Source organism: Rhizobium sp. 57MFTsu3.2, assembly GCF_012932765.1.
In the GTDB taxonomy this organism is placed as follows: Bacteria; Pseudomonadota; Alphaproteobacteria; order Rhizobiales; family Rhizobiaceae; genus Rhizobium; species Rhizobium altiplani.
In genome coordinates this window covers 51,681-77,722 of record NZ_JDWI01000032.1, presented here as the reverse complement: position 1 = coordinate 77,722, position 26,042 = coordinate 51,681, and the positions used below count along the sequence as shown (strand labels likewise).

The 26,042-nt window shown below is 59.7% G+C and carries 32 protein-coding genes, 2 tRNA genes and 1 pseudogene; 13 read left to right on the top strand and 22 right to left on the bottom strand.

Going from position 1 to position 26,042, the window contains the following annotated elements:
• Window positions 1-278, top strand: a 278-nt coding sequence (locus AF71_RS26100; RefSeq protein WP_210258398.1) for a transposase, incomplete at its 5' end; no start/stop codon positions are given.
• A gap of 119 nt (window positions 279-397) precedes the next feature.
• On the opposite strand, the gene AF71_RS26095 is transcribed toward AF71_RS26100, so the two are convergent.
• A complete protein-coding gene (locus AF71_RS26095) occupies window positions 398-802 on the bottom strand; it encodes a hypothetical protein (RefSeq protein WP_018117009.1) in 405 nt (134 codons plus the stop codon).
• A 242-nt stretch (window positions 803-1,044) separates the two neighbouring features.
• Here AF71_RS26095 and AF71_RS26090 point away from each other — a divergent pair, with 242 nt between their 5' ends.
• The gene (locus AF71_RS26090; protein ID WP_025660329.1) at window positions 1,045-1,278 is read left to right on the top strand and encodes a hypothetical protein; all 234 of its coding nucleotides are present in this window, start codon (window positions 1,045-1,047) and stop codon (window positions 1,276-1,278) included.
• Window positions 1,279-1,482: 204 nt separating this feature from the next.
• Window positions 1,483-2,133, top strand: a complete 651-nt coding sequence (locus AF71_RS26085; protein ID WP_169683791.1) for a glutathione S-transferase family protein — start codon at window positions 1,483-1,485, stop codon at window positions 2,131-2,133.
• Window positions 2,134-2,269: 136 nt separating this feature from the next.
• Here the strand turns inward: AF71_RS26085 and AF71_RS26080 are convergent, their stop codons facing one another.
• Both AF71_RS26080 and AF71_RS26075 read right to left on the bottom strand, forming a co-directional pair.
• Window positions 2,270-2,497: a hypothetical protein gene (locus tag AF71_RS26080; RefSeq protein WP_169683790.1), complete on the bottom strand. Its 228-nt coding sequence runs from the start codon at window positions 2,495-2,497 to the stop codon at window positions 2,270-2,272.
• Window positions 2,498-2,602: 105 nt separating this feature from the next.
• Complete coding sequence (locus AF71_RS26075; RefSeq protein WP_169683789.1) at window positions 2,603-2,770, bottom strand: hypothetical protein; 168 nt, start codon at window positions 2,768-2,770, stop codon at window positions 2,603-2,605.
• A gap of 907 nt (window positions 2,771-3,677) precedes the next feature.
• On the opposite strand from AF71_RS26075, the gene AF71_RS26070 reads away from it, so the two are divergent.
• Window positions 3,678-4,811 carry a pyridoxal phosphate-dependent aminotransferase gene (locus AF71_RS26070; RefSeq protein ID WP_025660331.1) on the top strand — a complete coding sequence of 378 codons (1,134 nt, stop codon included), beginning with the start codon at window positions 3,678-3,680 and terminating at the stop codon, window positions 4,809-4,811.
• A 6-nt stretch (window positions 4,812-4,817) separates the two neighbouring features.
• Here the strand turns inward: AF71_RS26070 and AF71_RS26065 are convergent, their stop codons facing one another.
• The 11 genes from AF71_RS26065 to AF71_RS26015 all read right to left on the bottom strand — a co-directional run bounded on the left by AF71_RS26065 (window position 4,818) and on the right by AF71_RS26015 (window position 12,199).
• On the bottom strand, window positions 4,818-5,942 hold the full coding sequence (locus tag AF71_RS26065; protein WP_169683788.1) for a helix-turn-helix transcriptional regulator: 1,125 nt from the start codon (window positions 5,940-5,942) through the stop codon (window positions 4,818-4,820).
• 320 nt (window positions 5,943-6,262) lie between these two features.
• Window positions 6,263-6,338 (bottom strand) — tRNA-Phe (locus tag AF71_RS26060).
• Between the two features lie 184 nt (window positions 6,339-6,522).
• On the bottom strand, window positions 6,523-6,729 hold the full coding sequence (gene yacG / locus AF71_RS26055) for a DNA gyrase inhibitor YacG (protein WP_018858547.1): 207 nt from the start codon (window positions 6,727-6,729) through the stop codon (window positions 6,523-6,525).
• Window positions 6,730-6,747: 18 nt separating this feature from the next.
• On the bottom strand, window positions 6,748-7,368 hold the full coding sequence (locus AF71_RS26050) for a Maf-like protein (protein WP_018858548.1): 621 nt from the start codon (window positions 7,366-7,368) through the stop codon (window positions 6,748-6,750).
• 56 nt (window positions 7,369-7,424) lie between these two features.
• Window positions 7,425-7,643, bottom strand: a complete 219-nt coding sequence (gene infA / locus AF71_RS26045) for a translation initiation factor IF-1 (RefSeq protein WP_003545338.1) — start codon at window positions 7,641-7,643, stop codon at window positions 7,425-7,427.
• 118 nt (window positions 7,644-7,761) lie between these two features.
• Window positions 7,762-8,238, bottom strand: coding sequence for a low molecular weight phosphatase family protein (locus AF71_RS26040; protein WP_018858549.1), 477 nt, complete (start codon window positions 8,236-8,238; stop codon window positions 7,762-7,764).
• Between the two features lie 5 nt (window positions 8,239-8,243).
• On the bottom strand, window positions 8,244-8,717 hold the full coding sequence (locus tag AF71_RS26035; RefSeq protein WP_018858550.1) for a UPF0262 family protein: 474 nt from the start codon (window positions 8,715-8,717) through the stop codon (window positions 8,244-8,246).
• A 3-nt stretch (window positions 8,718-8,720) separates the two neighbouring features.
• Window positions 8,721-10,019, bottom strand: a complete 1,299-nt coding sequence (hisD, locus tag AF71_RS26030; RefSeq protein ID WP_018858551.1) for a histidinol dehydrogenase — start codon at window positions 10,017-10,019, stop codon at window positions 8,721-8,723.
• Window positions 10,020-10,055: 36 nt separating this feature from the next.
• Window positions 10,056-10,493: a DUF2948 family protein gene (locus AF71_RS26025; protein ID WP_018858552.1), complete on the bottom strand. Its 438-nt coding sequence runs from the start codon at window positions 10,491-10,493 to the stop codon at window positions 10,056-10,058.
• A gap of 115 nt (window positions 10,494-10,608) precedes the next feature.
• Complete coding sequence (gene murA, locus AF71_RS26020; RefSeq protein WP_169683786.1) at window positions 10,609-11,901, bottom strand: UDP-N-acetylglucosamine 1-carboxyvinyltransferase; 1,293 nt, start codon at window positions 11,899-11,901, stop codon at window positions 10,609-10,611.
• A 103-nt stretch (window positions 11,902-12,004) separates the two neighbouring features.
• Window positions 12,005-12,199: a hypothetical protein gene (locus AF71_RS26015; RefSeq protein ID WP_018858554.1), complete on the bottom strand. Its 195-nt coding sequence runs from the start codon at window positions 12,197-12,199 to the stop codon at window positions 12,005-12,007.
• A 152-nt stretch (window positions 12,200-12,351) separates the two neighbouring features.
• On the opposite strand from AF71_RS26015, the gene AF71_RS26010 reads away from it, so the two are divergent.
• The 3 genes and pseudogenes from AF71_RS26010 (at window position 12,352) to AF71_RS32295 (ending at window position 13,378) form a co-directional block, all read left to right on the top strand.
• Window positions 12,352-12,426: transfer RNA gene (locus tag AF71_RS26010), tRNA-Thr, on the top strand.
• Between the two features lie 161 nt (window positions 12,427-12,587).
• Complete coding sequence (locus tag AF71_RS26005) at window positions 12,588-12,875, top strand: hypothetical protein (protein ID WP_018858555.1); 288 nt, start codon at window positions 12,588-12,590, stop codon at window positions 12,873-12,875.
• A 225-nt stretch (window positions 12,876-13,100) separates the two neighbouring features.
• Window positions 13,101-13,378: pseudogene (locus AF71_RS32295) on the top strand (hypothetical protein).
• Between the two features lie 69 nt (window positions 13,379-13,447).
• Here AF71_RS32295 and AF71_RS25995 read toward each other — a convergent pair.
• Window positions 13,448-13,696, bottom strand: coding sequence for a hypothetical protein (locus AF71_RS25995; protein WP_018858557.1), 249 nt, complete (start codon window positions 13,694-13,696; stop codon window positions 13,448-13,450).
• Window positions 13,697-14,001: 305 nt separating this feature from the next.
• On the opposite strand from AF71_RS25995, the gene AF71_RS25990 reads away from it, so the two are divergent.
• Entirely contained in the window at window positions 14,002-14,244 is a 243-nt protein-coding gene (locus tag AF71_RS25990; protein ID WP_018858558.1) for a DUF982 domain-containing protein, read from the top strand.
• Between the two features lie 230 nt (window positions 14,245-14,474).
• Here AF71_RS25990 and AF71_RS25985 read toward each other — a convergent pair whose 3' ends face one another.
• The 3 genes from AF71_RS25985 to AF71_RS25975 form a co-directional block, all read right to left on the bottom strand.
• On the bottom strand, window positions 14,475-15,623 hold the full coding sequence (locus AF71_RS25985; protein ID WP_169683785.1) for an acyltransferase: 1,149 nt from the start codon (window positions 15,621-15,623) through the stop codon (window positions 14,475-14,477).
• Window positions 15,624-15,777: 154 nt separating this feature from the next.
• Complete coding sequence (locus tag AF71_RS25980) at window positions 15,778-16,035, bottom strand: hypothetical protein (RefSeq protein ID WP_018117007.1); 258 nt, start codon at window positions 16,033-16,035, stop codon at window positions 15,778-15,780.
• A gap of 222 nt (window positions 16,036-16,257) precedes the next feature.
• Complete coding sequence (locus AF71_RS25975; RefSeq protein WP_018858560.1) at window positions 16,258-16,521, bottom strand: BON domain-containing protein; 264 nt, start codon at window positions 16,519-16,521, stop codon at window positions 16,258-16,260.
• A 167-nt stretch (window positions 16,522-16,688) separates the two neighbouring features.
• Between AF71_RS25975 and AF71_RS25970 the strand changes: the two genes are divergently transcribed.
• The gene (locus AF71_RS25970; protein WP_018858561.1) at window positions 16,689-16,952 is read left to right on the top strand and encodes a hypothetical protein; all 264 of its coding nucleotides are present in this window, start codon (window positions 16,689-16,691) and stop codon (window positions 16,950-16,952) included.
• Between the two features lie 96 nt (window positions 16,953-17,048).
• Window positions 17,049-19,109, top strand: a complete 2,061-nt coding sequence (locus tag AF71_RS25965) for an ATP-dependent helicase (protein ID WP_169683784.1) — start codon at window positions 17,049-17,051, stop codon at window positions 19,107-19,109.
• Here the strand turns inward: AF71_RS25965 and AF71_RS25960 are convergent.
• Entirely contained in the window at window positions 19,106-20,170 is a 1,065-nt protein-coding gene (locus AF71_RS25960; protein WP_026371968.1) for an enoyl-CoA hydratase/isomerase family protein, read from the bottom strand. The genes AF71_RS25965 and AF71_RS25960 overlap by 4 nt on opposite strands.
• Window positions 20,171-20,301: 131 nt before the next feature.
• The gene (gene galE / locus AF71_RS25955) at window positions 20,302-21,336 is read right to left on the bottom strand and encodes a UDP-glucose 4-epimerase GalE (protein ID WP_169683782.1); all 1,035 of its coding nucleotides are present in this window, start codon (window positions 21,334-21,336) and stop codon (window positions 20,302-20,304) included.
• A gap of 623 nt (window positions 21,337-21,959) precedes the next feature.
• Here galE and AF71_RS25945 point away from each other — a divergent pair.
• The 3 genes from AF71_RS25945 (at window position 21,960) to AF71_RS25935 (ending at window position 24,088) form a co-directional block, all read left to right on the top strand.
• A complete protein-coding gene (locus AF71_RS25945) occupies window positions 21,960-22,403 on the top strand; it encodes an SRPBCC family protein (RefSeq protein ID WP_169683781.1) in 444 nt (147 codons plus the stop codon).
• Window positions 22,404-22,790: 387 nt separating this feature from the next.
• Window positions 22,791-23,705, top strand: a complete 915-nt coding sequence (locus AF71_RS25940) for a hypothetical protein (protein ID WP_169683780.1) — start codon at window positions 22,791-22,793, stop codon at window positions 23,703-23,705.
• Window positions 23,702-24,088, top strand: a complete 387-nt coding sequence (locus AF71_RS25935; RefSeq protein ID WP_169683779.1) for a hypothetical protein — start codon at window positions 23,702-23,704, stop codon at window positions 24,086-24,088. The genes AF71_RS25940 and AF71_RS25935 overlap by 4 nt, the downstream gene beginning before the upstream one ends.
• Window positions 24,089-24,136: 48 nt before the next feature.
• On the opposite strand, the gene AF71_RS25930 is transcribed toward AF71_RS25935, so the two are convergent.
• Both AF71_RS25930 and mscL read right to left on the bottom strand, forming a co-directional pair.
• Window positions 24,137-25,303 carry a pyridoxal phosphate-dependent aminotransferase gene (locus tag AF71_RS25930; RefSeq protein WP_169683778.1) on the bottom strand — a complete coding sequence of 389 codons (1,167 nt, stop codon included), beginning with the start codon at window positions 25,301-25,303 and terminating at the stop codon, window positions 24,137-24,139.
• Between the two features lie 124 nt (window positions 25,304-25,427).
• Window positions 25,428-25,871: a large conductance mechanosensitive channel protein MscL gene (gene mscL / locus AF71_RS25925; protein ID WP_018858571.1), complete on the bottom strand. Its 444-nt coding sequence runs from the start codon at window positions 25,869-25,871 to the stop codon at window positions 25,428-25,430.
• Window positions 25,872-26,042: the final 171 nt, after the last annotated feature.

Genomic DNA, 26,042 nt, shown 5'->3' with positions numbered 1-26,042 from the left:
AGGGCGACGTCGTGATTGCCGACAATGTTCGCTTCCACAAAAGCGAAAAGGCCGAAAATCTCATCAGACAAAAAGGTGCCTGGCTGCTCTTTCTACCTGCGTACTCGCCCGATCTGAATCCGATCGAAATGGCCTTCTCGAAACTCAAGACGCTCCTACGAAAGAAAGCCGCAAGGAGTTTCGACGCAATATCAAATGCCCTGAGCGACATCTGTGCACTGTTCCCCGTCGAAGAATGTCGAAACTACTTCAGGGCCGCAGGCTATGAGGCGATTTAGACGCGACAAGCTTTGGGCAACGGGCTCGCAATTAAAGCGACATCGATGTCCGGCGACGAGATGCGCTGGGCGGAGTGCCAGGCAGGGCGGCTACCCTGCCAGACGCTGCATTGGACAGATCAGCGATATGACGGCGCCGGCGGTGTGAGTACCACCTTTTCGCTGGAGAAGATGATGAAAGCGAACAGCAACACGCCGACGAAGGTGATGACCGACGCGAGAGCGACGATCGGCTCCATGGCCGTATTGCCCTGAAGCATGAGATAGAGCGCCGGCACCATGAGCGCGATGCCTGCCGTGTAGACGTAATACTGGATCATCGCGAGACGCTTCTCGGCCTTCTGAGGATTGAGGGCGTGGTAGCCGCCAAAGATCGCCATCGTCACCCAACCCAAGAGATTACAGTGCGCATGGGCGCCGATCACGCTGTGATCCTGCGAGATCGCCATGTTCAGCCCCATGAGGATGCCGATAATCAGAAATATGACTGCCGTCCTGAAGTATAGCTGCGATATGCGTGGCATAGAGTATCCCCCTCCGTTTGCGCTGACAGTATTATCATTCCGCAATAGAATTGAGAACGGCGGCCGTCCGAGATTTAACCTTCTGAGGACCATTTTGTTACCGTTGCGGGAGACCGCTACGCGCCGCAACACTCCCCGCCCATCGCATCGGCATTTCATCCCTGTAGATTGGCAAATTCTTAAGCATTTCCTTAAACACATTTCGACTATTCTGCCTCGTCGGCACATTCGTGGAGAGCGAGATGAGAGACATTTACAAACCCTTCGTCGCCACTGATGACCCCGACCGGGACATCCGCTGCCAGGACGCGCTGCAGTTCGCCTTCCGCGATCTCGTCGCGGCATCGGTCGATGCGGGCTGGAGCGAGCACGAAGCGCTCGAGGCGATCGCTACGCTTGCGGACGACGGCCTCCGGCGGATCGGCGCCAATGATGACGCCCAGACGCTGCTCGATGTGCTGCGAAGGATGGCTTAGTCGAAGCAGGCAAGGCGCCCTTCGCGATGTGGGCGTTTGCGGCCTGTGCGGAAGAAACGGCTAGCATAAGTCGAAAGCTGCCCCCTCGCGCCAGCAAGAATCCTTCCCCTATTTGAACCAACCGCGAGGACTATCTTGAACATTGGGTGTCGGAATCTCGTTTAGCCGGTCGTCTTCAAGACAGACACGCTATGGAGAACAACAATGGCCATCACCATTACCGCCTTTGAACGGTCGCCCGATCGTGGCAGGGGTTTGGCGCGCGACATGCGCGTTCGCTGGGCGCTCGAAGAAGTGAACCAGCCTTACGACGTTCGTCTTCTTTCGTTCAAAGCGATGAGGGAACCCGCGCATCTCGCGGTCCAACCTTTCGGGCAGATTCCGACCTATGAGGAGGGCGATCTCGCCCTGTTTGAGTCGGGGGCGATCGTGCTGCATATCGCGGAGCGCCATGCGGGCCTGCTGCCTGAGGATACAAATGCCCGGGCACGCGCGATCGCATGGATGTTTGCCGCACTGAACACAATAGAGCCGCCGATCGTCGATAGAGAAGTTGCCAGGTTCCTGGAGGGCGACCAGCCCTGGTACGAGCAGCGCCTGCCTATGATTGACAAACGCATTCGCAAGCGACTGAGCGAACTTTCCGATCGGCTTGGCGATGCCGACTGGCTCGACGGGAACTTCAGTGCCGCCGACATCCTCATGGTGACGGTACTGCGCAGATTGGAAGGATTGGGCATGCTGGACGAATACCCGAACCTTTTCGCCTATGTCGCCCGCGGCAAAGCGCGGCCGGCCTTCAAGCGTGCCTTCGATGCCCAGTTGGCTGTCTTCACCGCCACATCGGCTGACTGAGAATGATCTGCTTTGGGCCGTGCCTGCCACCACGCCTCAGCACGTGAGCCGGGCGACGGTAACGGCGAAGGTTGATGACCTGCCTCAGTTGGCGGCCAGCAAGCCATCGGCGGTGAGCGTTCGCTATCAGGCTGGGTCAGCGACGACGGGCCTGGGCGACGACTGACATGTCAATCGCGGTTTCAGCGATCCAGGAGCGGTCAACGGCAATATCGACATGGGTCCGGGCTGGGACACGTTCTACATAGAGGGCGGGCAGATCACGTGTCCCGTCAATATGGGCGACGGTGACGACTGGGCCGCAGTCACGGGAGGCACCCCTGTCGTCGAATTTCGCGGCAGGAGCCGGTGCGGACCAACTCATTTGGGCCGGCGGCAAACGAGTTCCGGCCACGCAATGCCATCGCAAGATACCGATTGGCACCGGACGTCCTTCAGCACGGTGGCGATCGTCTCAATCACGTCGTCATCAGTGAAGGTCAAGGCTGAGTTGCTGGCCTTTGATTACAGGCAGAGGGCGGCCGATATCGATATGGCCGAAAACGCGTTTGCGGCGCTCGGCATCGCGCTCCCGCTCCGCCCGGCTTGCGGCGACGGCAGCAAGGGCATTCGCGATAACCTGTTCAGTATGGGTCATGAGAACCTCCATAGGAATGTTCCTATTTTGTTCTCATTTTGCGACAGCGTCAAGGGGCGTATTCACGCCGTGCAAGGTACCGCTCCACTGGCGCCACACAAAGCCAATTTCGCCGTCAAGTGTTCGTTCGCATGCGCCAGATGGGGTGGTAGATTGTTTCTCTACACGAGTTCAACCGCTGCAGGGAGAAACCGATGCGCAGACTTCGGATGCTTATACTGATAGGGTTCGCCGCGTTTGCTTCGGCCTGCACAACAACTCCGCAAAGTTCAAATCGCGGAGATTTTCAGTATCAACCGCGGTATTCCGTGAATCCCGCCTGTGCACATGGCTTCAGACCGACAAACGCGTTGTCGTGCGGTTACTGACCGGGGCTGGGCCAATTGAGGGCGAACGAGGCGCTCAAGCGTCCTGCGTTCGCCTTCGTGGGCCAGCCTAGCTGCACGCTGTGCCAAAGAGGTTTCCCTGCGGGTGGCCTTACGACTGGTGCGTCACGGCTGTGGAGAAGCCAATGATCTTCGTGGCAGCCGGAGGTACCGCATCCACACCGCGATTTTCCTTAACCGCATGACCCAAACGGGTCATGCGGTTGTATTGTCTCAACACTAAAATCCGGTCCGTTAGAGGGGGGACGGGGTCTGCCGCAGCCGGTGGACGAATGGTGAGGCGTTTTGTCGTCTGTCGGTGGGAGGAAGTGGGTCGCCATCGCAACGACTGACAGAACAACGACCATCATTCCTGACGCATGCCGCCATGGGCAGACCCTTCCCAACTGATATGGAAAATCAGGAAATTCCCGGAAGTCGCGGATGCATACTGCTTGGCGTCACCCAACTTCCGGCATTCATGCCATGACGGTTCAACCTATCAACGATGGGTCATTTCGAACCAGAAGGACGTGTCGCAAATGCAGCTTGCACCGTACCTGCTTGATCAATGGTTGGCGAAATACGGATCCTCGCGATCCCCTATACTCTACGACCTGGCTTCGAGCGCGGGACCGACCTGGACATTGAGGGAACTGCTAGCTTTGGGAAACGAGGCGGTGAATGTCTCGGAAGTCGTTCTGGGCGACGCGCCTCCCGACGGCGACCCTGATCTCCGAGGGGTGATCGCTGCGCTTTACGACGTCGATCCGGAATGGGTCGTTGTGACGTCCGGTGCATCGGAGGCAATCGCGATCCTGCTTTGTATATCGGCCCAGCCGGATCACAATGTCCTTATTCCGAACCCCGCATTTACTCCCTTCGAAGTTATGGCGCAGGCATGGGGTTTGCAAACCCGTCGATACGAGTTGTCGCGGGACAACGGCTATCGGCAGGACGCCGATCAAATCCTTGCGGCTTCGGACCACAAGACCGTTTTGACGTTGGTCAATACGCCACACAATCTGGCGGGAACGATCCTGTCACGCGGCAAGATTTCCGAACTCGCAGCCGGCCTCCGGGACCGCGGGATTCCGCTGGTTGTGGATGAGGCCTATCACCCTGTCTATTTCGGGACGGCCGAACGGTCGGCAACAGGCATCGAAAATGTGATTGTCATCGGTGACATGTCGAAGACATTTAGCCTTCCTGGACTGCGTTTGGGATGGATTGTCGACCCCGATGGGCGGAGACGGAAGCGCATCGTCGAAGCACGAAGCTACTTCACGATGGGCAGCGCGCCGCTCCTGGAGAGGATCGGAACCCACGCCCTTGCCAATCGCAACGCTATTCTTGCGCGGTTGCGCTCAGTGGCGTCCGCAAATTTTACGAAGCTTGCGAGCTTCATGGAGAGCCAGCCAGGCATCCTGTCGTGGGTTAAGCCTCAAGCCGGGACAATCGCGTTCCCCTGGGTTATGGACGGCAGAAACGCCCGCCCGATCTGCATGGCGCTCGCCGATGCCGGCGTCCTGGTCGTGCCAGGCGACTGCTTTAGATGCCCGGACCACTTTCGCGTCGGATTTGCCGCCCGTGCTAAAGGTTTTGACGTAGCTCTTTCGATATTTTCGGAGACCTTGAGGAAAGAATATTGGGTTTCCGGCCACGCAAAAATCTAGCGCGCGTCAATTCGCGGGTCGCGTCTGGCCGAACTGCGAAAGGACGGCGACAAGTTCCGACTGCCTATGCGTGTTCGTCTTGCCGAAGATGGCCTTGAGATGGTTTCTGGCCGTCTCGTGGGAGATGCAACATTCCCTGGAAACGTCGTCGAGGGAAAGTCCCATCGCCAGCTTCTGCGCCAGCTTGGATTCGCTTGGGGTCAATGAGAAGCATTTCTGAAGGCACGCTTGCGTGGGCGAGCGCCGCTCATCCGGATCGATCAGGATTGCGACGGCCTGCCCGGGAGCCAGCGGGTTGAATGCGATCGAAGCTAGGGAAGTCACATAGGCGAGGATCGGAACGCGATCCTGTCGCGGCAACCGGATCGGATCGGCGAACGTCGTGTCCTTTCGGAGTATCACCTGTGCGAGGGCCATCTCGAACAACCTCGAAGCCGAGGTGTCGTATGAGTATAAGCGCTTTGCCCGCACGGTGATTGTAGGACAGGTTTCATCCCTGGCAGGCTCGTTGACAATGCGCTCGGCTGCCGCATTCAACCTTAGAACATTGCCGCATCCATCAAAGATGATCGCCGCCGTCATGCTCATGTCGAAGGCCTCGAGTGCAGCATCGATGCGCCCGAGGCCGAGCGTCCTTGTTATGGCGCAGGCCGTGCCGAGACGCCCTGAGAGGCTCACCAGGGAGTGCAGCTGTGCCGGAGTAAACGGACCGAGACTTGGGGAGCGTTGCAGGGCCAGACACCAGAGGCTGTCGCTCGACGCGACCTTGACCCCAGCGAACCATTGCAGCCCGTTCGGTGCGAGGAATTCCTGGTAGTAGGGATGCCTCGAGATGCTATCGGGGGTGAATATGTCGAAATCCGTCGCAACACCCCTCTGCACCAGCGTCGAAAGCACCCCGTAGCGGACGTCGCGATCAATCCAGCCACCCTCGACATAGGCCTCGAGCGACCGAACCATGCTTTCGCTGTGTGGCAGTCCTGGCAGATGATTGCCGGTATCAAAAAGAACCGCACCGGTGCATCCAGTGGCGATCGTGGCGGCGTTCATCGCCTCGTTCCATTTCGTTGGATCGAGTGCCGCCTCGACGAACGCGCGTTCTATGCTAGCAACGTCGAATTCCATCCCCATGGCTCGGTCCCCCAACCGAAATCGCCCTGAGATAACCTGGCACCAGCGAATGGCCGGCTTCACCCCTCGCCTCAATGTCAGAGGATACTAATTTACCTCCGTCCGTGTTGCAACTACACGATGCAGCCTCAAGCGGTTGGGATTGACCAGGGGTGCGTTGTCAGTGGAGCGGCTCCCGGAATCGCGCAAACCTGCCAGCAATGCAAATTGAACGGATAGTCCGCTTGGGGCCGAAAGCGGTCATTAAGAGATAGTGGCATCCAGCCAAGCCAGGCTTCTGGAAACTTGGCTAGATAAACACGACTAAATGGGTGGTGAAATGGTGCCCAGAGCCGGAATCGAACCAGCGACACGCGGATTTTCAATCCGCTGCTCTACCAACTGAGCTATCTGGGCTAACCCGCTTCGCAGACATTCTTTCCTGGGAAAGAACCGAGGGGCCTTGGTTCGCCCCGGAAGCGAGCGGGGTTATAGCATCTTGTCCGGACATGGCAAGCGCCAAATGACAGTTTTTTGAGAAGCCTTGGAATTTTCCAAATTCATCAACGAATTTAATGGCTTCGCCCGTGGAAAAACGGACCTATTCCTCATCATTGTAATCCGCCTTCGCCTCGTCGTCGGCAACGGGGATGGCGTATGAGCCGGAGAGCCAGCGCGAAAGATCGAGGTCGCGGCAGCGGTTCGAGCAAAACGGGTAGTGTTCGCGGTTGGACGGCTTGCCGCATTCCGGGCAGGGCCGCGTCTTGCGCAGCGGTTCGACCTTGGCGGTCTTGTTTTCGTCAGACATCGGCGGTTCCTTCGAGGATCAGCCCTCGGCCCACCGGCTATGCACGTCAAAGCCTTCGCCGGTCAGCAAAAGGATGGTTTCATAAAGCGGCAACCCAACAACGTTGGTGTAGGAGCCGACCATCTTCTGCACAAATGTTCCGGCCAGGCCCTGGATACCGTAGGCGCCAGCCTTGCCGCGCCACTGCCCCGATGCAAGGTAGTTCTCGATCTCGAAACCGGAAAGGCGCTTGAAGCGAACCTTCGTCTCGACAATCTTCTGGCGGATCTTGCGGTCGGGCGTCACCAGGCAGACGCCGGTATAGACCCAGTGGCTGCGCCCGGACAAGAGATACAACGAGGCTGACGCCTCATCCGCGAACTCGGCCTTGCCAAGAATGCGGCGTCCGACAGCGACGACGGTATCGGCCGACAGGATGTAACTGCCCTTCCACGTCATGTCGCCCTTGATGGCGGCAAGTGCTGCCTCGGCCTTTTCCGTCGACAGGCGCCGGGCGAGTGAGCGCGGGTGCTCAGACTTTTTCGGCGTCTCGTCGATATCCATCGGCATGAGACGCGAAGGCTCGATCCCTGCCTGATTGAGCAGATCAACGCGGCGGGGCGAGCCGGAAGCCAGAATGAGCTTGTATTTCAGCGCCATGGAACCTCGACCACCGGAACACGGAGAAAGCGGCCTTTCAAGCCTTGTATGCAGGCCTACTTGAAGCGGTAGGTGATGCGGCCCTTGGTCAGGTCGTAGGGCGTCATTTCAACGAGAACCTTGTCGCCGGCCAGAACGCGGATGCGGTTCTTGCGCATGCGGCCAGCAGTGTGAGCGATGATCTCGTGTTCGTTTTCGAGCTTTACGCGGAACGTTGCGTTCGGCAGAAGCTCGGTCACAATACCCGGAAATTCGAGGACTTCTTCTTTAGGCATATAGAGGTTTTCTTCCTGTGGGTTGAGATGACGGCGGCGGCCGCCCAAAATTTTGGGCGGAAACTACACAATCAACGAGGGTTTGTGAACCTAATTGATCGCGTTTCCGTCATTTGTTTCACGCCGAGTGCGCGGCAATGATGTTTCTTCTAACCAGCCGGCTCTCGATCAGTTCGGTCAGATGATCGCGGACTTGCCGGTAGCTGTTCAGAATCTGCTCTCGCGTGCCCTGAACAACGGTCGGATCGATGGTCGGCCAATAGACGACTTCGATGGCTTTCGACCGGGTCAGTTCTAGCGCTGCATGGTGCGCTTGCGGCGAGAGCGAGATGATCAGGTCGAAGTAATCATCTTCCAGTTCTTCCAGCGTATGCGGATGATGCCGACCAAGAGAAAGGCCGATCTCCTCAAGCGCAACATCGACGAAGGGGTCCCGCTCCCCCGAACGGACGCCGGCGGATCTGATATAGACGTTCGCAGGCAGCATGCTGCGGGCGATCACCTCGGCCATGGGGGAGCGAATGCAGTTCATGCCGCACATGAACAGGATGGCGCCCGGCCTTTTTCCTTCGCCTGCGTCGACTGGCGCTTCCATCGGCCTCAACCGCGCCAGTAGAGCACGCAAACCAGCGTGAACAGCCGGCGTGCGGTATCGAAATCGATCTCGATCTTGCCGTTCAGGCGGTCCCTCAGCGTCTGCGAGCCCTCATTGTGAATGCCGCGCCGCCCCATGTCGATCGCCTCGATGCGGCTCGGCGAGGCTGAGCGGATTGCCTCGTAGTAGCTTTCACAGATCAGGAAATAATCCTTCACGATGCGGCGAAACGGGGTCAAGGACAGGATGTGGGTGGCGACGGCGCCTCCGTCCTCCGTCGTGATCGCGAAAACCAGCTTGGAGTCGACCAGCGAGATATTCAGCCGGTACGGCCCACCGGAATGCCCCACGGGCGTAAAGCTGTTTTCCTCGACAAGATCGAAGATGGCGACCGCGCGCTCGTGTTCGACGTCGGGCGTCGCTCTGCCGATGCTGTCGTCAAGGACGACGTCGCAAAGCCGAAAGTCGCCCGTTGCCATCTGTCACCCTTCCAGGTTCAGGCGGATCGCTACCGACCGTGCGTGTGCGTCCAGTCCTTCGGAAACGGCCAGTGCGATGGCGGCGGGACCGAGCGTGCGAAGTTGCTCGGGACCGAGGCGCAGGATCGAGGTGCGCTTGACGAAATCGAGCACTGAGAGACCGGAGGAGAACCGGGCCGAGCGGGCCGTCGGCAGAACGTGGTTCGAGCCGCCGACATAGTCACCGATCACTTCAGGCGTATGGGCGCCCATGAAGATCGCGCCGGCATTGCGGATGCGAGGCAGCAGCGCGTCCGGATCGGCAACGGCGAGCTCCAGGTGTTCGGGCGCGATCCGGTTTGACAGCGGAATCGCGTCCTTGAGCGACTTCACGAGAATGATCGCTCCAAAGTCGCGCCAGCTTGCGGCAGCGGTTTCGGCCCGATTGAGCAGTTTCAACTGCCGCTCGACCGCTGCTTCCACGGACCGTGCGAACTCGGCATCCTCAGTCGCGAGGATCGCCTGCGCGCTCGCATCGTGCTCGGCTTGCGCCAGAAGATCGGCCGCCACCCAGTCCGGATTGTTATCCTTGTCGGCGATGACAAGCACTTCCGAGGGACCGGCGATCATGTCGATGCCGACGGTGCCGAAAACCTGGCGCTTGGCGGCTGCCACATAGGCGTTGCCCGGGCCGGTGATCTTGGCGACCGGCGCAATGGTTTCGGTGCCGTAGGCAAGGGCAGCGACGGCCTGCGCACCGCCGAGCCGGTAGATCTCGGTGACGCCCGCGAGTTTGGCGGCTGCAAGCACGGCCGGATTGACCACGCCGCCGGTTGCGGGAACGACAATGACGATGCGGTCGACGCCGGCAACTTTGGCCGGCACGGCATTCATCAGCACCGAACTCGGATAGCTAGCCGTGCCGCCAGGCACATAAAGGCCGACCGCCTCGATCGCCGTCCAGCGAGACCCGAGGCCGACGCCCATGTCGTCCTCATAGATATCGTCCTTCGGCAACTGGCGGCGATGATGCGATTCGATCCGCACGGCCGCGACCTTCAGCGCGCCAAGCACTTCGGCCGGCACAGCTTCGACCGCTGCATCGATCTCGGCTTCCGTCACACGCATGGGCGTTACGGCAAAATCGATCCCGTCGAACTTCTTCGAATATTCGGCAAGCGCCGCGTCGCCGCGCGCCCTGACGTCATCGATGATGGCGCGGACTGCCGTATTCACATCCTCGGAGACTTCGCGCTTGGTCGTCAGGAAGGCGGCAAACCGTTGCTCGAAGCCTTCCGATGCCTGATCCAGCCAGATTGCCAATGCGATATTCCTCTTTGATTACAGAACAACCAGTTCTCAGGCGCCGGGATGGCGCGGCTTGGATGCGGTTTCCCACGCTCCGCCGATATCCGCAAGCTGAACCTCGATGCATTCGACATCGAGCGCAACACTTGCCGTGCCTGACAGCGCCAGCTCGACCGTTCCCTCCGGCCCCTCGCCCTTCTGCTCGAAGCGGATAGCAAGCAGCGACAGCACCGCGTCGCGGTTCTCGCGATCGATGCCGGTGGAGCGAACCGCAAGTACACGCTTGAAGACGACAGCTGCGCGGCGGCGTTCGAACCCCCTGCGCTTCTTGCCGGCTTCTTCCCACACGAAGCGGTTGACGGCGACCGAGAACTGACCTTCGCGCGGCGACCAGGCCAGATCGGCGACCTTGAAGACGCTATCCTGCAAATGCGCGGAGACGACGGCAAGATCTTCGCTATCGAGCGCTACCAGCTTCAGGTCGGTCATTCAGGCAATACCCCATCGCCAATACATCGCCGGAATGGCGATGCGTCAGACAACGGACATAAGGCGCGACAGGACAATGCGCAACCATATCGAAGGGCTAAGAAGCGCCCTTTCGTTATTCGCTCACACGCTCGACGATGGCGCCGCAGCGGGTGAGCTTTTCTTCCAGGCGCTCAAAGCCGCGATCGAGGTGATAGACACGGGACACCATCGTCTCGCCTTCGGCGGCAAGGCCGGCGATGACGAGCGAGACGGAGGCGCGCAGGTCGGTCGCCATGACGGGCGCACCCTTCAGCCGCGGAACGCCTTCGATCTTCGCCGTCTGGCCAGACAGCGAGATCTTCGCGCCCAGGCGCGCTAGTTCCTGCACATGCATGAAGCGGTTTTCGAAAATCGTCTCGGTGACATGCGAGATGCCGGTCGAACGCGTCATTAGCGCCATGAATTGCGCCTGCAGGTCGGTGGGGAAGCCCGGGAAGGGATCGGTGACGATATCCACCGGCTTGATGCCGACGCCATTGCGGCGGATGCGCATTCCGTTGCTGGTCGGCGAGATTTCGGCACCGGCGCGGCGGAGCGTTTCAAGGGCCGTGTCGAGAAGCGCGATATCCGTGTGCTCAAGAGTGACATCGCCGCCGGCCATGGCGACGGCCATGGCATAAGTGCCGGTCTCGATGCGATCGGGCAGGACGCGATGGCGCGCGCCGGAAAGCGACGAGACGCCCTCGATCGTAATCGTGCTGGTGCCGGCGCCGGAGATCTTGGCGCCCATGGCAATGAGGCAGTTGGCGAGGTCGACGACCTCCGGTTCGCGGGCGGCGTTGCCAATGACGGTCGTGCCGCGGGCAAGCGTTGCGGCCATCATCATGACGTGAGTCGCACCGACGGATACCTTCGGGAAGGTGTAGCGGGCGCCGATCAGACCGCCCTTCGGCGCCGTCGCATTGATATAGCCGCCGTCGATCTCGAGGTTCGCGCCGAGCGCGGTCAGGCCGTCGAGGAACAGGTCGACCGGACGCGTGCCGATGGCGCAGCCGCCCGGCAGCGAGACGCGGCACTGGCCTTCGCGCGCCAGCAGCGGGCCGATGACCCAGAAGGAGGCGCGCATCTTGGACACCAGCTCATAGGGAGCGGTGGTATCGACAATGGTGCGGCAGGTGAAGTGGATGGTGCGCGAGTACGCGTCTTCCTGACGCTCGCGGCGGCCGTTGACGGCAACATCGACGCCGTGATTGCCGAGGATGCGCATCAGCAGCTCGACATCGGCCAGATGCGGCACGTTCTCAAGCGTCAGTGTATCGCTGGTAAGCAGCGAGGCGATCATCAGCGGCAGGGCGGCATTCTTGGCGCCGGAAATCGGAATGATGCCGTTAAGCTCATTACCGCCGACAATTCTAATACGATCCATGTGCGCTTACGGGCGATGCCCGCCTTTCTGAAAGGCTGTCTGTAAAAAGATGCGGGTGTTTAGACGAAATTAGCGGGGGCTTCAATTCGCCGTGAACCGAACATTATGATTCGTCCATTTTTGCGGCAGGCAGGCCATCCGTCTCATCCGCCTGCCCCGATCGACGCGCACGGGTCTGCTGTTTGCGGCGGGACAAATTTTCTCGGAGCTTTTCGGCGGCCCGCTCGCGACGCAGTTTTGCCTGGCGTTCGATCTCGGTCTTGCGGCTCTTCTGGCCTTTTTTGGTGTTTTCGGTCATCGCCCAGACTTAGCCGAATTCGCGCCAATCCAAAAGTGGGCCGGCCTCAATCTCTACAAAGATGGAAATTGCGGCTTGCGCTTATCATGAAGCTGTGGCAATAGGCCCCCCGTTCACGCAATGCAGCCGGTTCGGTTGCGCGTCTGGTCCTTGCTGCCGTAGCTCAGTGGTAGAGCACACCCTTGGTAAGGGTGAGGTCGGTGGTTCAATCCCACTCGGCAGCACCAGTTTTCTCTAGGAAAATCAGATAGAAGAGCGTGGACGTCAGCGACCGAGAGGCGCGCGAAACGACGTGAAAGTGTGGAACAGACCACGAATTGCACAGAAAATCCGTGCGGCATGTTCCCGTCACGTTCTCACGAGACAGAAGACAAATAGGTTTCCTAACATGATCGAGCTTACGCCATCGCAGATTGCCGCACTGAAACTCGCTCGGGACGGGGACCTGTATCTTCAGCCATCGAACAAATGGACGCACCAGAATGCGACGGTAACCTACGCAAAGTCGGACCGCTGGAAGGAACGGCCTCTGAAAGTGAAGTCCGTAACAGCCAAAGTTCTGGATGAGCTAAAGGCGCCTGGCTTGCTGGAGCGGCGGCATCTCGACGATAACGCTTCGAAAGACGTCTACGGGATAACAATGGCCGGGAAGGTATGGCTACTGAAGAACAAGTAGGCTTAAGTGCATCTTAACGGTGGCGTCCAGAGCCGGCACACGGAAACTCAACAAAAACAAGACGGTAGCGTGTGACTGGACACTCATTATTGCCGCGCCTCGGCAACCTGTGACTCTCGGCTGCGAAAGAACGCCTCTCCCGTCAGCGGAGCTACGCAATGCCCTGAGATTTCAATTGAATCGCTCTGCGTGCGCTGTTTAACTGTCAGCAACCAGGAGGCGTTCATGAAAAATGTGGTTCTAGGGGCTGCGCTTTTGCTGTCTCCTTTGCCGGCGCGGTGACGCAGATCAATGCCCGTGAGCATACCTGCTCTGAGATCACGCAAATCATTCGCCAGGAGAAAAAGCTTTTCGTGCGCGTCGGCATCGGAGGCCGGAGCTTCCGTTATCCGCCGGCCAAATGTGGCCCCGGCGACCAACGGGACACAACCAACCTGCCAGATGCCACCGGAAAACAGTGCGTTCTCGACTATGCCTGCGTCTATGATCCGCAATCGCTTTAGAATTTCCGATAGGACTCGCGGGAAAGCACTGCCGAGTCATCGGCTCGAAGAGAATGCCCTGGTCCGGCCTCAGGCGTCGAAGTGCCAATCCTTCGTCGGACGGCACAGCGTATAGTCGGACTCATCGAGGTCCTGGATCATCTGCCTCAGCGTCCGGACGGTTTCCTCAAAGGCCGCTAGCTTTGCATCGGTCACGTCTACGTTCGAGCCCGTGGCAGCATCCCGTTCGAGCCATCGCTGGTTGCCGCGCCGCATGGATATGACCATAGAAACATACTTCTGGCATTCAGCATTCAGAACGTTCTTGAGGTCCTGCATCACCGATCTCCAACGCTAACAGAGGGCGACTGACGTTGAGCTTTCCATGGTTGCACAAAGCGTTGTTTTCAGCCAGTTAAAAGTGCGCTTAGCCGATCTGCCGGCTAAAAAAGAGACAACCTCCCACGGCACTCAAAAGATCTGCGGTCTGGGGGACGGTGCCGGTGGATACCGAGATCAACCAGCACCCGGTTTTCCTGTTTGCGGGCTCCGAAAATATCGCTAATATACACTCAGTACGGGCCTTCTGGGGGAACGCGAAGGCTGACTTGCACATTTTGGCGTAAGCAACGGAGAATGCGCCTATGGCCAGCGAGAAGTGGAATAATCCTATTCATGTGGGGTTTGAAAATACGGGCGCACGAACGATCGTCGGCCCTATGGACGCGCTGAAATGCCTGGCAGACCTGTGGCCGAGCAGTCGCGGGTTGCATTATCTGAAGGCAAGAAGCACTTGCAGAGCCGCCCTTGATGGTCGAAAGACGATCGAGGAGGCACGCGCGGAATTCGTAGCGGCCGCGGAAGAAGCCAAGCTGAAGGTCAACTGACCGGGCCTTGATCCGCCAATCGCCGGCAGATCGTCGACAACCTGTCCCGGAACAGGGCAATGGTTTATTTTTGTTTAACCCTCGGCAGCGCTTGCTGTTGGGAGCGCGATTAACCTCATTGCCATCAAGGCACGTCCCTCAATAGAAAGTGTGCAGCCATCATGATGATGGTCAGAGGCTCGTCACCCTCAGCGAAAGCAGACGAGCCTCGATTGCGATAAGCCGATGCGTCAGGCCGGTTTCAGGCGCCGTCTCCGCATTATTTCCAGCACCTTGCGCCCAAGCGTCTGGCCCGGCCCCTCGATGCGGGTGAAGCCGAGATATGCCAGCGCATAGGCCAATGGCAGCAGGGCGGCGACCACGATCGCAAAGCGCGCCGGCGCGGAAATCCCAGCCCCGAAATGCGTTATGACGAATGCTGCGAGCGGCTGGAGCAAAAGCAGGTGAATCAGATAGACGCCGAACGAGAGCTCGCCGAGCCAATGGCAGAAGTGATTTCCCATCAGCGATGAGACGCGATCGCCGAGCTTTCCGACCAGACCTGGCAACAAATGATAATGCACCAGCACGAAGAAGCCGACGACCAGAAGCAGGCGGACGGCGACCTTCGTCGAGGTCATGTCGCCGCCGATCGGAATCATGACCAGCATGACGGCAAGCAGGCCATTCATGACGGTTTGCCGCGGCGTCACGAACAATCCGTTGGCGATCAGCATGCCGCACAGGAAGACATGCATCTTCAGCGGCAGGAAAGACGGCATCGGAAAATCGATGTGGGCGGCCTGCACGGCCTTGGCGACTACGAAACCGCCAAGCGCAATCAGGGCGGCGCCGGGCAGCCATCTGGCTTTCCTCAAGAGCAGCATCGCCAGCGGAAAGACCGCATAGAACTGCATCTCCAAACCAAGACTCCAATCGGGCAGTGGTGTGCGGAACGCATAGGCCGGATGCAGTCCGAAGAGGAAGCTCGCGTGGATGAGAAGGTTGCGCAGGCTACCGTCCAGATAGCGCTCCGGCAATTGCGGACCGTGGGATAGGAAGGTGTCAATGACCATGCGGCTCGCATAGAGCTGCGGCCCCAGCAACAGGGCGATGCACAGCATCACGTAGTAGAGTGGCGCGATTCGGAAAAAGCGCTTCAGCCAGAAGCCGAACCAGGTGGATGGCTTCTCCCAGGGGTTGGCGCTCTCGCGTAACCGATAGTGAAAGACCATCAGAAAGCCGGACAGCATAATGAAGAGGTCGACGCCCAAATCCGGCGACGACAGGATCGGAAGGTGCCAACCCGTCAGTTGCAGGCTGTGACCTAGGAGGACCCAGAGTGCGGCCAGTCCGCGCAGCCCGTCGAGGCATCCGATCCGCTTGCTCTCAATGATCATAGGGTATCCTTCTGGTTGAGGCTCAGCTTCGCGGAAGCTAACGCAATGTGCTGCAACGCACAACTCACAACCAGAAAAGTTGATCGGTCTCCGGCTTGGGGAGCGCGATCTTCCTACCCTATTTCATCGGATTCCGAGACGGACGAGCAAACGATCAGCAGCGACCGTCGCTCTGCACCTCGAGGTAACCGACGCCGATAATGGTGCCGTCAAAAGACCGGATGAAGGATGGCACATAATGCGTCGTCGGCGCGGTGCAGGACACCGAACCGGTATATTCGTTCATCGCCATCTCGTCCTGCGGCAGGGCGGAATAGTCGCTCGTAATCTCGAGTGAAGCCGAAGCTGGCGTGATGAAAGTCCCTAATGCCAGCGCAAAAGCCGGCGCTCCCAGTCGAAGAAGTCTTCGCATGCCCTTCTCCCGTGTTTTGATTACAAGCATTAACTAATGAAACACGCTTTTAGTTCCAGTGTCGCCGCTACTACTTTCGCACAGTTAATTCTTCGTATTTTCGGTCGAGCTAAATTGTATTATTTTATATGAAGATAGGCGGATATTTCCGGGTGCGCAGCAACATGCCGTATGCGTGCGTCAAAACTGATGAACTTACAGTATTACATGTGAGTAGGCTGGCTAACGCCGCAGCATCCGGCTGCGGACATAACCCTTCCCGACCACGTCTTCGGCAATCTCGACCGCCCGCTCGACATGGCCTTTCTGCCGGACGAATCCTTCCAGGACGACATAGAGCCCCAGGATCGAGACGACGATTTCGCTACTATCGACGTCATAGGCGGCACTGAGAGCGCTTTCGACCGAGGCGCGTGTTGACGCGAGGCTGTGGCCCTGCCCGCAAGCACCACCGTGACCTTCCGTCGTCTGAAATCGAAGCACCATCATCGCCTCCAAATGGCAAAGTCTGTTACAGGGTAACGCCGGAGGGGAGTTTTAGTTGCGCCGCACCAATCTATACTCGAAAGAATCTCGCGGAGCCCAGCCCACGCTACTTGGCGCCCTGATCTGAGGCGCCATATATACCATAGGTTTAGTTAAGGGTTACCGCGATGAAGGTTCTGCTTCCGACGTTTCTATCGCTCGTCATACTATCGGGCTGCACGACGGACAGCTCCACCGAGGTTCAGCCCATTCCGGGGAGCATCACCTATGGCGGGCAACCGCGCACGAAACTGACCAAATCGCCGCCCGGCAGTGTCATCTACAATTCCTTCTACGACTCCCGCGGCCAGAGGGTTAAGGAAACCTATATCCTCCAGCCGGATCGCACGCTGAAACTGACGAGGCGCGTCATCGTGCCCGATTTCCCCTGATGCTCTCACGCTTGACAGCCGCAGCGTTCGAGAACATTCAAGGAACGTCGAATATTTCCGCGGTGCGATTCTCCGCCGAAGCAACCGGACGGCTGAATGTATCTTGAAAAGCTCAATCCCCAGCAGCGCGCGGCCGTCGAATACGGCACGCTCACTGACGGCACCCACGTTGCCGGTCCCTTGCTCGTCATCGCCGGTGCCGGCTCGGGCAAGACGAACACGCTCGCGCATCGCGTTGCGCACCTGATCGTCAAGGGCGCCGATCCTCGCCGGATCCTGCTGATGACATTTTCCCGCCGCGCGGCCGCCGAGATGGCGCGTCGTGTCGAGCGTATCTGTGTCCAGGTGCTCGGCGGCAAATCCGGCATCATGGCGGACGCGCTTGCCTGGAGCGGAACCTTTCACGGCATCGGGGCACGGCTGTTGCGCGATTACGCGGAACAGATCGGCATCGACCCCGCCTTTACGATCCATGACCGGGAAGACAGCGCCGATCTGATGAATCTCATCCGGCACGAGCTCGGCTTCTCGAAAATGGAGAGCCGATTTCCGACAAAGGGCACCTGCCTTGCGATCTATTCGCGCGTGGTCAATTCGGAAAGCGAACTCGGCCTCGTTCTGCGCGACGCGTTCCCCTGGTGCTCGGCCTGGGAAAACCAGTTGCGAGACCTCTTCGGCGCCTATGTCGAGGCCAAGCAGAGCCAGAACATTCTCGATTATGACGATCTGCTCCTCTACTGGGCGCAGATGGTCAGCGAACCGATCATCGCCGACGATATCGGCAGCCGCTTCGACCACGTGCTTGTCGACGAATACCAGGATACGAACCGGCTGCAGGCCTCGATCCTGCTCGCTTTGAAGCCTGGCGGACAAGGCTTGACCGTCGTCGGCGACGATGCGCAGTCGATCTATTCGTTTCGCGCGGCCACCGTGCGCAACATTCTCGACTTTCCCGCCGCGTTCAGCCCCTCGGCAAACATCATCACGCTCGATCGCAACTACCGTTCGACGCAGACGATCCTCGCGGCGGCGAACGCCGTCATCGACCTCGCCTCGGAGCGCTTCACCAAGAACCTCTGGACCGAGCGCCAATCGGCCCAACGTCCAAGGCTCGTCACCGTGCGCGACGAAGCCTACCAGGCGCGATACGTGGCGGACAAGGTGCTGGAGAACCGCGAAGAAGGCGTGAAGCTCAAGCAGCAGTCGGTGCTTTTCCGCGCCTCGCATCATAGCGGAGCGCTGGAGGTCGAGCTGACCCGGCGCAACATTCCGTTCGTGAAGTTCGGCGGGCTGAAGTTCCTCGACAGCGCGCACGTGAAGGACATGCTCGCGGCTCTCCGCTTTGCTCAGAACCCGCGCGACCGCGTCGCCGGCTTCCGGTTGATGCAGCTGCTCCCGGGTGTCGGGCCGTCGACGGCGCAGCGCGTCATCGACCAGATGGCCGCGGATGCCAGCCCGATGCAGGCCCTTTCCGACCTGCCGGCCCCTCCCCGCTCGGGCGAGGATTGGACGGCCTTCGTTGCGATGCTGCAGGAGGTGAAGACCGGCAAGGCCGGCTGGCCGGCAGAAATCGGCCTCGTCCGCGAATGGTATTCGCCGCATCTCGAGCGCCTGCACGAGGATGCATCGACGCGCCAAGCCGACCTTCTGCAACTCGAGCAGATCGCCAGCGGCTATCCTTCCCGTGAGCGTTTCCTGACGGAGTTGACGCTCGACCCGCCGGATGCGACCAGCGACCAGGCCGGTGTGCCGCTGCTCGACGAGGATTATCTGATCCTCTCCACGATCCATTCCGCCAAGGGGCAGGAATGGACGCGGGTGTTCATGCTGAACGTCGTCGACGGCTGCATCCCGTCCGACCTCGCCGTCGGCACCAGCGCCGAGATCGAGGAGGAACGGCGACTGCTCTACGTCGCGATGACCCGCGCCAAGGACAATCTCGACCTCGTCGTGCCGCAACGCTTCTTCACGCACGGCCAGAACGCGCAGGGCGACCGGCACGTCTATGCGTCGCGCACGCGCTTCATTCCGGCAACCTTGCTGCAGTTCTTCGAGGTGGTCGGCTGGCCGCAATCCAGAGCCGATGGCGGCGCGTCGCATCAGGCGCGACAGGTGCGCGTCGATGTCGGAGCACGCATGCGCGGGATGTGGCGCTAGAGCGCCAGCGGCGGCTCCGCGGGCTTGAAGAAGGCGTCGATGGCCGCCTGGTCGACCGCCTCTGGTGTCGCCGGCATCCACTGCGGATTGCGATCCTTGTCGATAATGGCGGCGCGGATGCCCTCGTAGAAATCCGGGCTTTTCAATATCTGCTGGCAGGCGCCGAGTTCGCGGTTCAGGCATTCGGCAAGGTTCCTGCTTTGCCGGCCCTGGCGCAGCAGACGAAGCGCAAGTTTCAGGCTGGTCGGGGAGCGGGTCCGGATGATCCGCAGCGTTTCGGCGGCAAAATCGCCGGGCTCCTTCCCAAGCGCATCGATGACTTCCTCGACGGTGCCGAAATGAAAGCAACGTTCGATCAGGTCGCGGTTGCTTTTGACGGCGCTCGTCCCCGGATCGCTGGAGAGATTCTTCAACACCACCTCGACGTCACGGGGCGTCGCGTTTCGCGGCAGTTCCGCCAGCGTATCGACGATGTCAGGCAGCCGGAAGGAAGCGATGTGGTGATCGGCCAGTCCGGCATAGACGATGTCGGCCGCGTCGACGGTCAGTCCCGTCAGCCCCATCCAGGTGCCGGCCTCGCCGGGCGCGCGCGGCAGCAGCCAGGTCGCCCCGACATCCGGAAAATAGCCGATCCCCGTTTCCGGCATGGCAAGCTTGGTTCGCTCCGTTACGACGCGGTGGCGGCCGTGCGATGACAGGCCTACGCCGCCGCCCATGGTGATGCCGTCCATCAGCGCCACATAGGGCTTTGGGTAGGTCGCGATCCGGTGATTCAGGCGGAATTCTTCGCGCCAGAAGGTCGTGGCTAGGTCGGTGCCGGCGCGGCCGCTCTCGTGCAGCGCGCGAATGTCGCCGCCGGCGCAGAAGCCGCGCTCCCCCTCGCCCGAAACGATCACCATGGCGATGCTGGCGTCTGCCGCGAAGTCGCCCATTGCGGCGGCAAAGGCGCGGACCATATCGAGTGTCAGGCTGTTCAGCGCACGCGGTCGATTGAGGCGGATGATGCCGGCCGAGCCGCGCCGTTCGACAATCACCTCACTCTGGTGAACCTCGTCTCGCATGCTGACCTCCTCGCTCGTTGCATCCTTCGCGTCGCAATCCGGCGTCAAGCGAACCGGTGCCATCAACCGTCATGCCACCTTAGCGCACTCGACGGCATAGTCGATGGCCGGGCTGGGATTGATTTCGTTTCTCAGAACGAGGCGGCGGCGAGCGCTCGATGGAGGCTCTGAAGATCGTCGACGTTGCGATCCATCAGGAACTGTTCCCAGTCGAGCGCGCTTTGGACGATTGTCTCCAATGAATCGTGTGTCGGCTTCCAATCCAGAACGCGTTGGGCAAGGCTTGAGTCCGCAACAACACTTGCGGCATCGCCCGGACGCCTCGGCGCCATGTGGATCTTGAAGGAGTGTCCGTGCAGGCGCGTGACCATGTTGAGCACGTCGAGCACCGAATAGCCGGCGCCGTAGCCGCAATTGGCAACCAGCGAGCCGCTCCCACGACGCAGATGCTGCAGCGCCTTCAGGTGAACCGCGGCGAGATCGCTGACATGGATGTAATCGCGCACGCCGGTACCGTCATGAGTCGGGTAATCGATGCCGTAGACATGAACGCCGGTGCGTTTGCCGAGTGCCGCCTCGCAGGCGACCTTGATCAGGTGGGTGGCGCCTGATGTCGATTGACCGCTGCGCCCCAACGGGTCGGCGCCGGCGACGTTGAAGTAGCGCAGCGCGACATAGTTGAAGTCGTAGGCTGCCGCCGCGTCCCGCAGCATGAATTCCGTCATCAGCTTGGACTGGCCGTAAGGATTCTCGGGATTGAGCGGCGCGGTCTCCCTGACCGGCTCGGACGTCTTCTGCGGCCCGTAGACGGCGGCGGTGGAGGAAAAGACGAAATGGCGGATGTTGGCATTGATCGCAGCGCTCAACAGCGCCCGCGTCTTGCCGGAATTGTTGTCGTAATAGGCAAGCGGATCGGCGACGGATGCAGGCACGATCGCGGAGCCGGCAAAATGGATAATGGCGTCGACGTCGTTCTCGATGAAGATCGTCTTCAGAAGCTGGGCATCGGCGACATCGCCGAGATAGAAGCGCGCACGCGGAGAGACCGCCCAGCGAAAGCCGGTCGAAAGATTGTCCAGGACAACGACGTCTTCGCCCGCATCCAGCAATGTCCAGACCATGTGGCTGCCGATGTAGCCCGCGCCACCCGTGACCAAAATTGCCATATCCCGCATCCCCGCTTCATTCACGCGGGGGCATCTGACGCTGCTTTCCTTTCAGAATTTCCTATCGAAAGCGCGCTGCGGGGCTTCCTCGCGGGTAAGTTTGATGGCGTGGTTAGAGGCCGATTTCGGGCTCCGCTACAATTTTATCGATGTACTATTTCGAGGGCTCTTTTCTGCGGCAGCTCACAGGTCCTGACTTTCAATGCCGCCGAAGGAATTTGGTAAGATCTTCCCACAGGATCACTATCCCAATGACGAACAGCCCGCCGGGCACCAGATAATACAGGGTCCTGACGGGATAAACGGTGAAATACAGCAGGTACAGGACGCCATAGATTCCGGAGATGACGAGCACCGTTCCCAATAAGAGAGAAATTATCTTCCTCACCACGGTCCCACTCTCCCCGCTAAACCTCTAAGGGAATTGCTACACCAAACATGCCCAAGCTGTATAGCTGGCATGCCAGTCGTAAAGACAACTGGACTGGCAGGAGCAACAATGCCAGCCCTACTGGACACGGAACCGACATAGGCTGAGAGCGAATATTTTCAATCCATTGTCGGAGTGACAAAGATAGGTTCGTCCTCGGGCATTCCCATGCTGCATTCAAAGGAGGATCATCATGCCCAACACGATACGTCTTCACCGCATCCTGGCTGCCAGCCCTGAGAAAGTCTATCGCGCATTCCTGGAGGCGGATGCGCTAGCCAAATGGCTTCCGCCAAATGGGTTTACCTGCACGGTGCATCATCTGGAGCCAGCGGTCGGCGGAACACACAGGATGTCCTTCCGGAACTTTACGACTGGAAATAGCCACTCCTTTGGAGGCAGCTATCTGGAATTGGTTCCGAACGAGAAGCTCCGTTACACGGACAAGTTCGACGACCCGAACCTTCCCGGTGAAATGGAGGTCACGGTAACCTTGAAGAAGGTCTCTGTCGGCACCGAACTGAATGTTGTCCAGGCGGGCGTACCGGACCTTATTCCCCCGGAGGCATGCTATCTCGGTTGGCAGGAATCGCTGCGCAATCTGGCAAAGCTCGTCGAGCCCGAAATCAACGATTGAGGAGCTAGGCAATCCTAAGCGAAAGTGGAGCTTGGCGGTTGAAGCCGCCTCGCTCCTCCAGGCTATTGCCGTGAGGGAGCCGCAGGCGCACCTTCGTCTGTCAGCTTTTGATCCCATTAAAGCTTGAGGATGTCGTCGCAGCACCGTTGGGCAGCGAACTCGATCTGCGCCGGGTCGCGCACGAAGCGCCAATCGACTAGTGACAACGATAAATAGTTTCCTTCGAGCGCCAGAGCGCCAGTCTAACCCCTGCGGTTGCAATGCCTCTAACCATCGGGCCGCGAAGATGTTATAGTCCCCACGCTTTAGCATCCGTGGGCAGGCATCCGGAGGGGGATCCATGAGGATGACGAGGAAGCAGTCCGGCCTTAAAAAGAGCGCTGAGGAGTGGGGACGGGCGCGGGAGCAACGACCGAACCCTCCGCCGGAGAGGCGCAAGACCTTGCGCACCAAACGACCAATCTGCCGACAACGCCGTTGGCCGCCCATCAGACAACCTATTTCTTCAAGAACTCCGCCTTCGAATTCGTCCTCCTGGCGAGCCTCGGTCGCGCCTACTACCAGGGCGCAAACATCGGCAAGGTCCTGTTCACCATCCGGCAGATCGAAGACGGCAACTTCGACAGCGCGTACCGGGCGATGATCGCCGCTGGCGATGAAGCCCGCCTCCTGGCCGAAAACTCGGCAGATGGCGGTCACACGGAAAGCGCGCGGCAGGCCTATCTCTGGACGCAGAGTTTCTATGACAGCGCCATCTACTTCGCGGACGGCACCGGTGATCCAATGCGGGTTGCGGCAGCCTGGCAGATGATGGACGATTGCTGGCTGAAGTCGATCGATCTATGCGATCCCCCAGTTGAACAGATCAGCATTCCTTATGAGGGCGTAGGCCTGCGTGGCTTCTATTTCCGGGGCAAGAGCGCCCGGGAAAAGCGCCCCCTGCTGATCCTCGTCAACGGCAGCGACGGCTCAGCGCTCGACATGTGGATGCTTGGCGCAGCCGGAGCAACGGCGCGAGGTTACGACTGCCTGACGTTCGACGGGCCGGACAAGGTTACGCCCTGTGGAAGCAGCAACTCACCTTCAGGCCGGATTGGGAGCATGTTGTCACGCCGGTGGTCGACTTTGCCCTGGGCCGTCCCGGTGTCGATCCGAAGAGGATCGCGATCCAGGGCATCAGCCAGGCCGGATACTGGGTTCCGCGCGCGGTTGCGTTTGAGAAGCGGATCGCCGCCGCCATCGTTGATCCCGGTGTCTGCGATGTTTCCAAATCATGGACGGCCACGCTGCCGCCTCCGATGATCGAACTCCTGAAGGCAGGCCGCAAGGATGAGTTCGACGGCAATCTGAACAAGATGCTGGACCCGGCCACCAAGAAATCCGTGGCCTTCCGGATGAGACCTTATGGCGTGACGTCGTATTTCGACGCCTTCAAAGCGACGATGGCGTACAACCTCATGGACGTTGCCGGGAAGATCGAGTGCCCGATGCTGATTACCGAGCCGGCCAACGAAGCATTCTGGCCAGGGCAGTCGCGCCAGCTATACGACCTCTTGAGCTGTCCCAAGACGCTGATCCCCTTCTCGGCATCCGACGGCGCGGACCTGCACTGCGAGCCGGCGGCATATGGGCTGAGGGACCTGCGCGTGTTCAACTGGCTCGACGAGACGCTCGGAGCAATCTAGCTATGGTCTGGGAAGGATAATCGCCCGGGTCGAGCCGGCTCCACACTCCTAGAGCTTGAGGATGTAGTCGCACAGCCTGTCGGCCGCCATCTGGATCTGGGCCGGGTCGCGCAGGAAGCAGGCGCGCAGAAAGAGCTCGCCGCCAGCGCCGAACGCCGCGCCGGGTGCCAGCCCGACACCCGTCTTGTCGACGATGTCGATCGCTGCCTTGCGGCTGTCGGTCACGCCGTCGATCTTCAGGAATGCATAGAGGGCGCCGTCCGGCTTCAGCGTCTCGACGCGGTTCGTTGCAATCAGCGCGTCGCACAGGATGTCGCGGGAGCGTCTGGCCTTGTCGATGTTCGACTGCACGAAGCTGTCGCCCTCATTCAGGGCCGCGACCGCACCACGCTGCATGAACTGCGCCACGCCCGAGGTCGAATACTGGATGAGGTTCTCGATCACCTGGCCGGTTTGCGGCGGGGCAACGATCCAGCCGACACGCCAGCCGGTCATCGACCAGTTCTTGGAGAAGGAGTTGACGAACATCACCTTGTCGTCGGGCTCCATCACATCGAGGAAGGACGGCGCGCGACCGCCGGCAAAGTAATAGCGCGCGTAGATCTCGTCGGCCATGATCCAGAGATCGTGCTTGCGCGCGAGCGCCAGGATGGCTGCGAGATCATGCTTGGTTGCGGTCCAGCCGGTCGGATTGGACGGCGTGTTGATGAACAGCCCCCTGGTCTTCGGGGTGATGGCCGCCGCGATGCGGTCGAGATCGACCGCCCACTTGCCGCCCTCGAAGGTCAGCTGCACGCCGACCGATCGGGCGCCGGCAATTTCCAGGGCGGCGGCGATGTTCGGCCAGGCAGGCGTCAGGTAGACAAGCTCGTCGCCCGGCGAGGTCAGCGCCTGCACGGCGATCTGGATCGCCTGCATGCCGGAACCAGTGACATAGAAATGCTCGACCGGCAGAGAGAGGTCGAAATGTCTGGCATAGTAGTCGGAAAGCGCCTGACGCAGTTCCGGGATGCCGCGCTGATAGGTATAGAAGGTCTCGCCGCTCGACAGCGCTTCGATCGCCGCCTTGTTGATGAAATCCGGCGTCGACAGATCTCCCTCGCCGACCCAAAGCGGCAGGAGGCCGTCACGGCCACGGGCATAGTTGACGACTTCGACGATCCCGCTTTCTGGCGCCAGGAGGGCGCGCGGGCTAAGACTGCTGACTATCGACATGCATCACTCCGGTTTGCGCCCATATAAAGCAAATAAGGCGGCAAATCCCATGACATTCGGTGATGCGATATCGATTTTCGTGATGGATGAGCCCCGCGCCCGTCGGCGAAGGCTCATAATCTCATCAGACGGCCGGACGCTTGGCCAGCAGGTCGCGAATTTCCGTCAGCAGCGCCACATCGGCCGGCGGCGCGGCGGCCTCGTCCTTGGCCTCCTTGATCTTCATCTGCTTGTCCACCTGCTTCTGGAGCGTATTCACGCCCTTGACCATCAGGAAGATAATCCATGCGAGAATCATGAAGTTGATCAAAACCGTGATGAAGCTGCCATAGGCCAGGACCGCGCCCTGCTGGCGGGCAGCAGTCAGTGTCGGCGCGTTCACGTTGGACGACAGGCCGATGAAATAGTTCGAAAAGTCGAAGCCGCCGAAAATGGCACCGACGATCGGCATGATGATATCGTCCACCAGCGACCTGACGATCCCCCCGAAAGCGCCGCCGATGATAACACCGACAGCAAGGTCCATGACATTGCCGCGGGCGATAAATGCTTTGAACTCATTGAGCATCCGATCCGTCTCCCTCTGATGCAGTCGCACTGACAGGTCATTGTTTTTATTAGCTACATGTTCAATGCAATTATTCAATTGCCAATTACAAATTATTGGGCCGGCGTGCGGTCTTTGACTTAAGACCTATACACCCCCTGATGTTCAAGGACGCCAAATTCCCGTAATCTC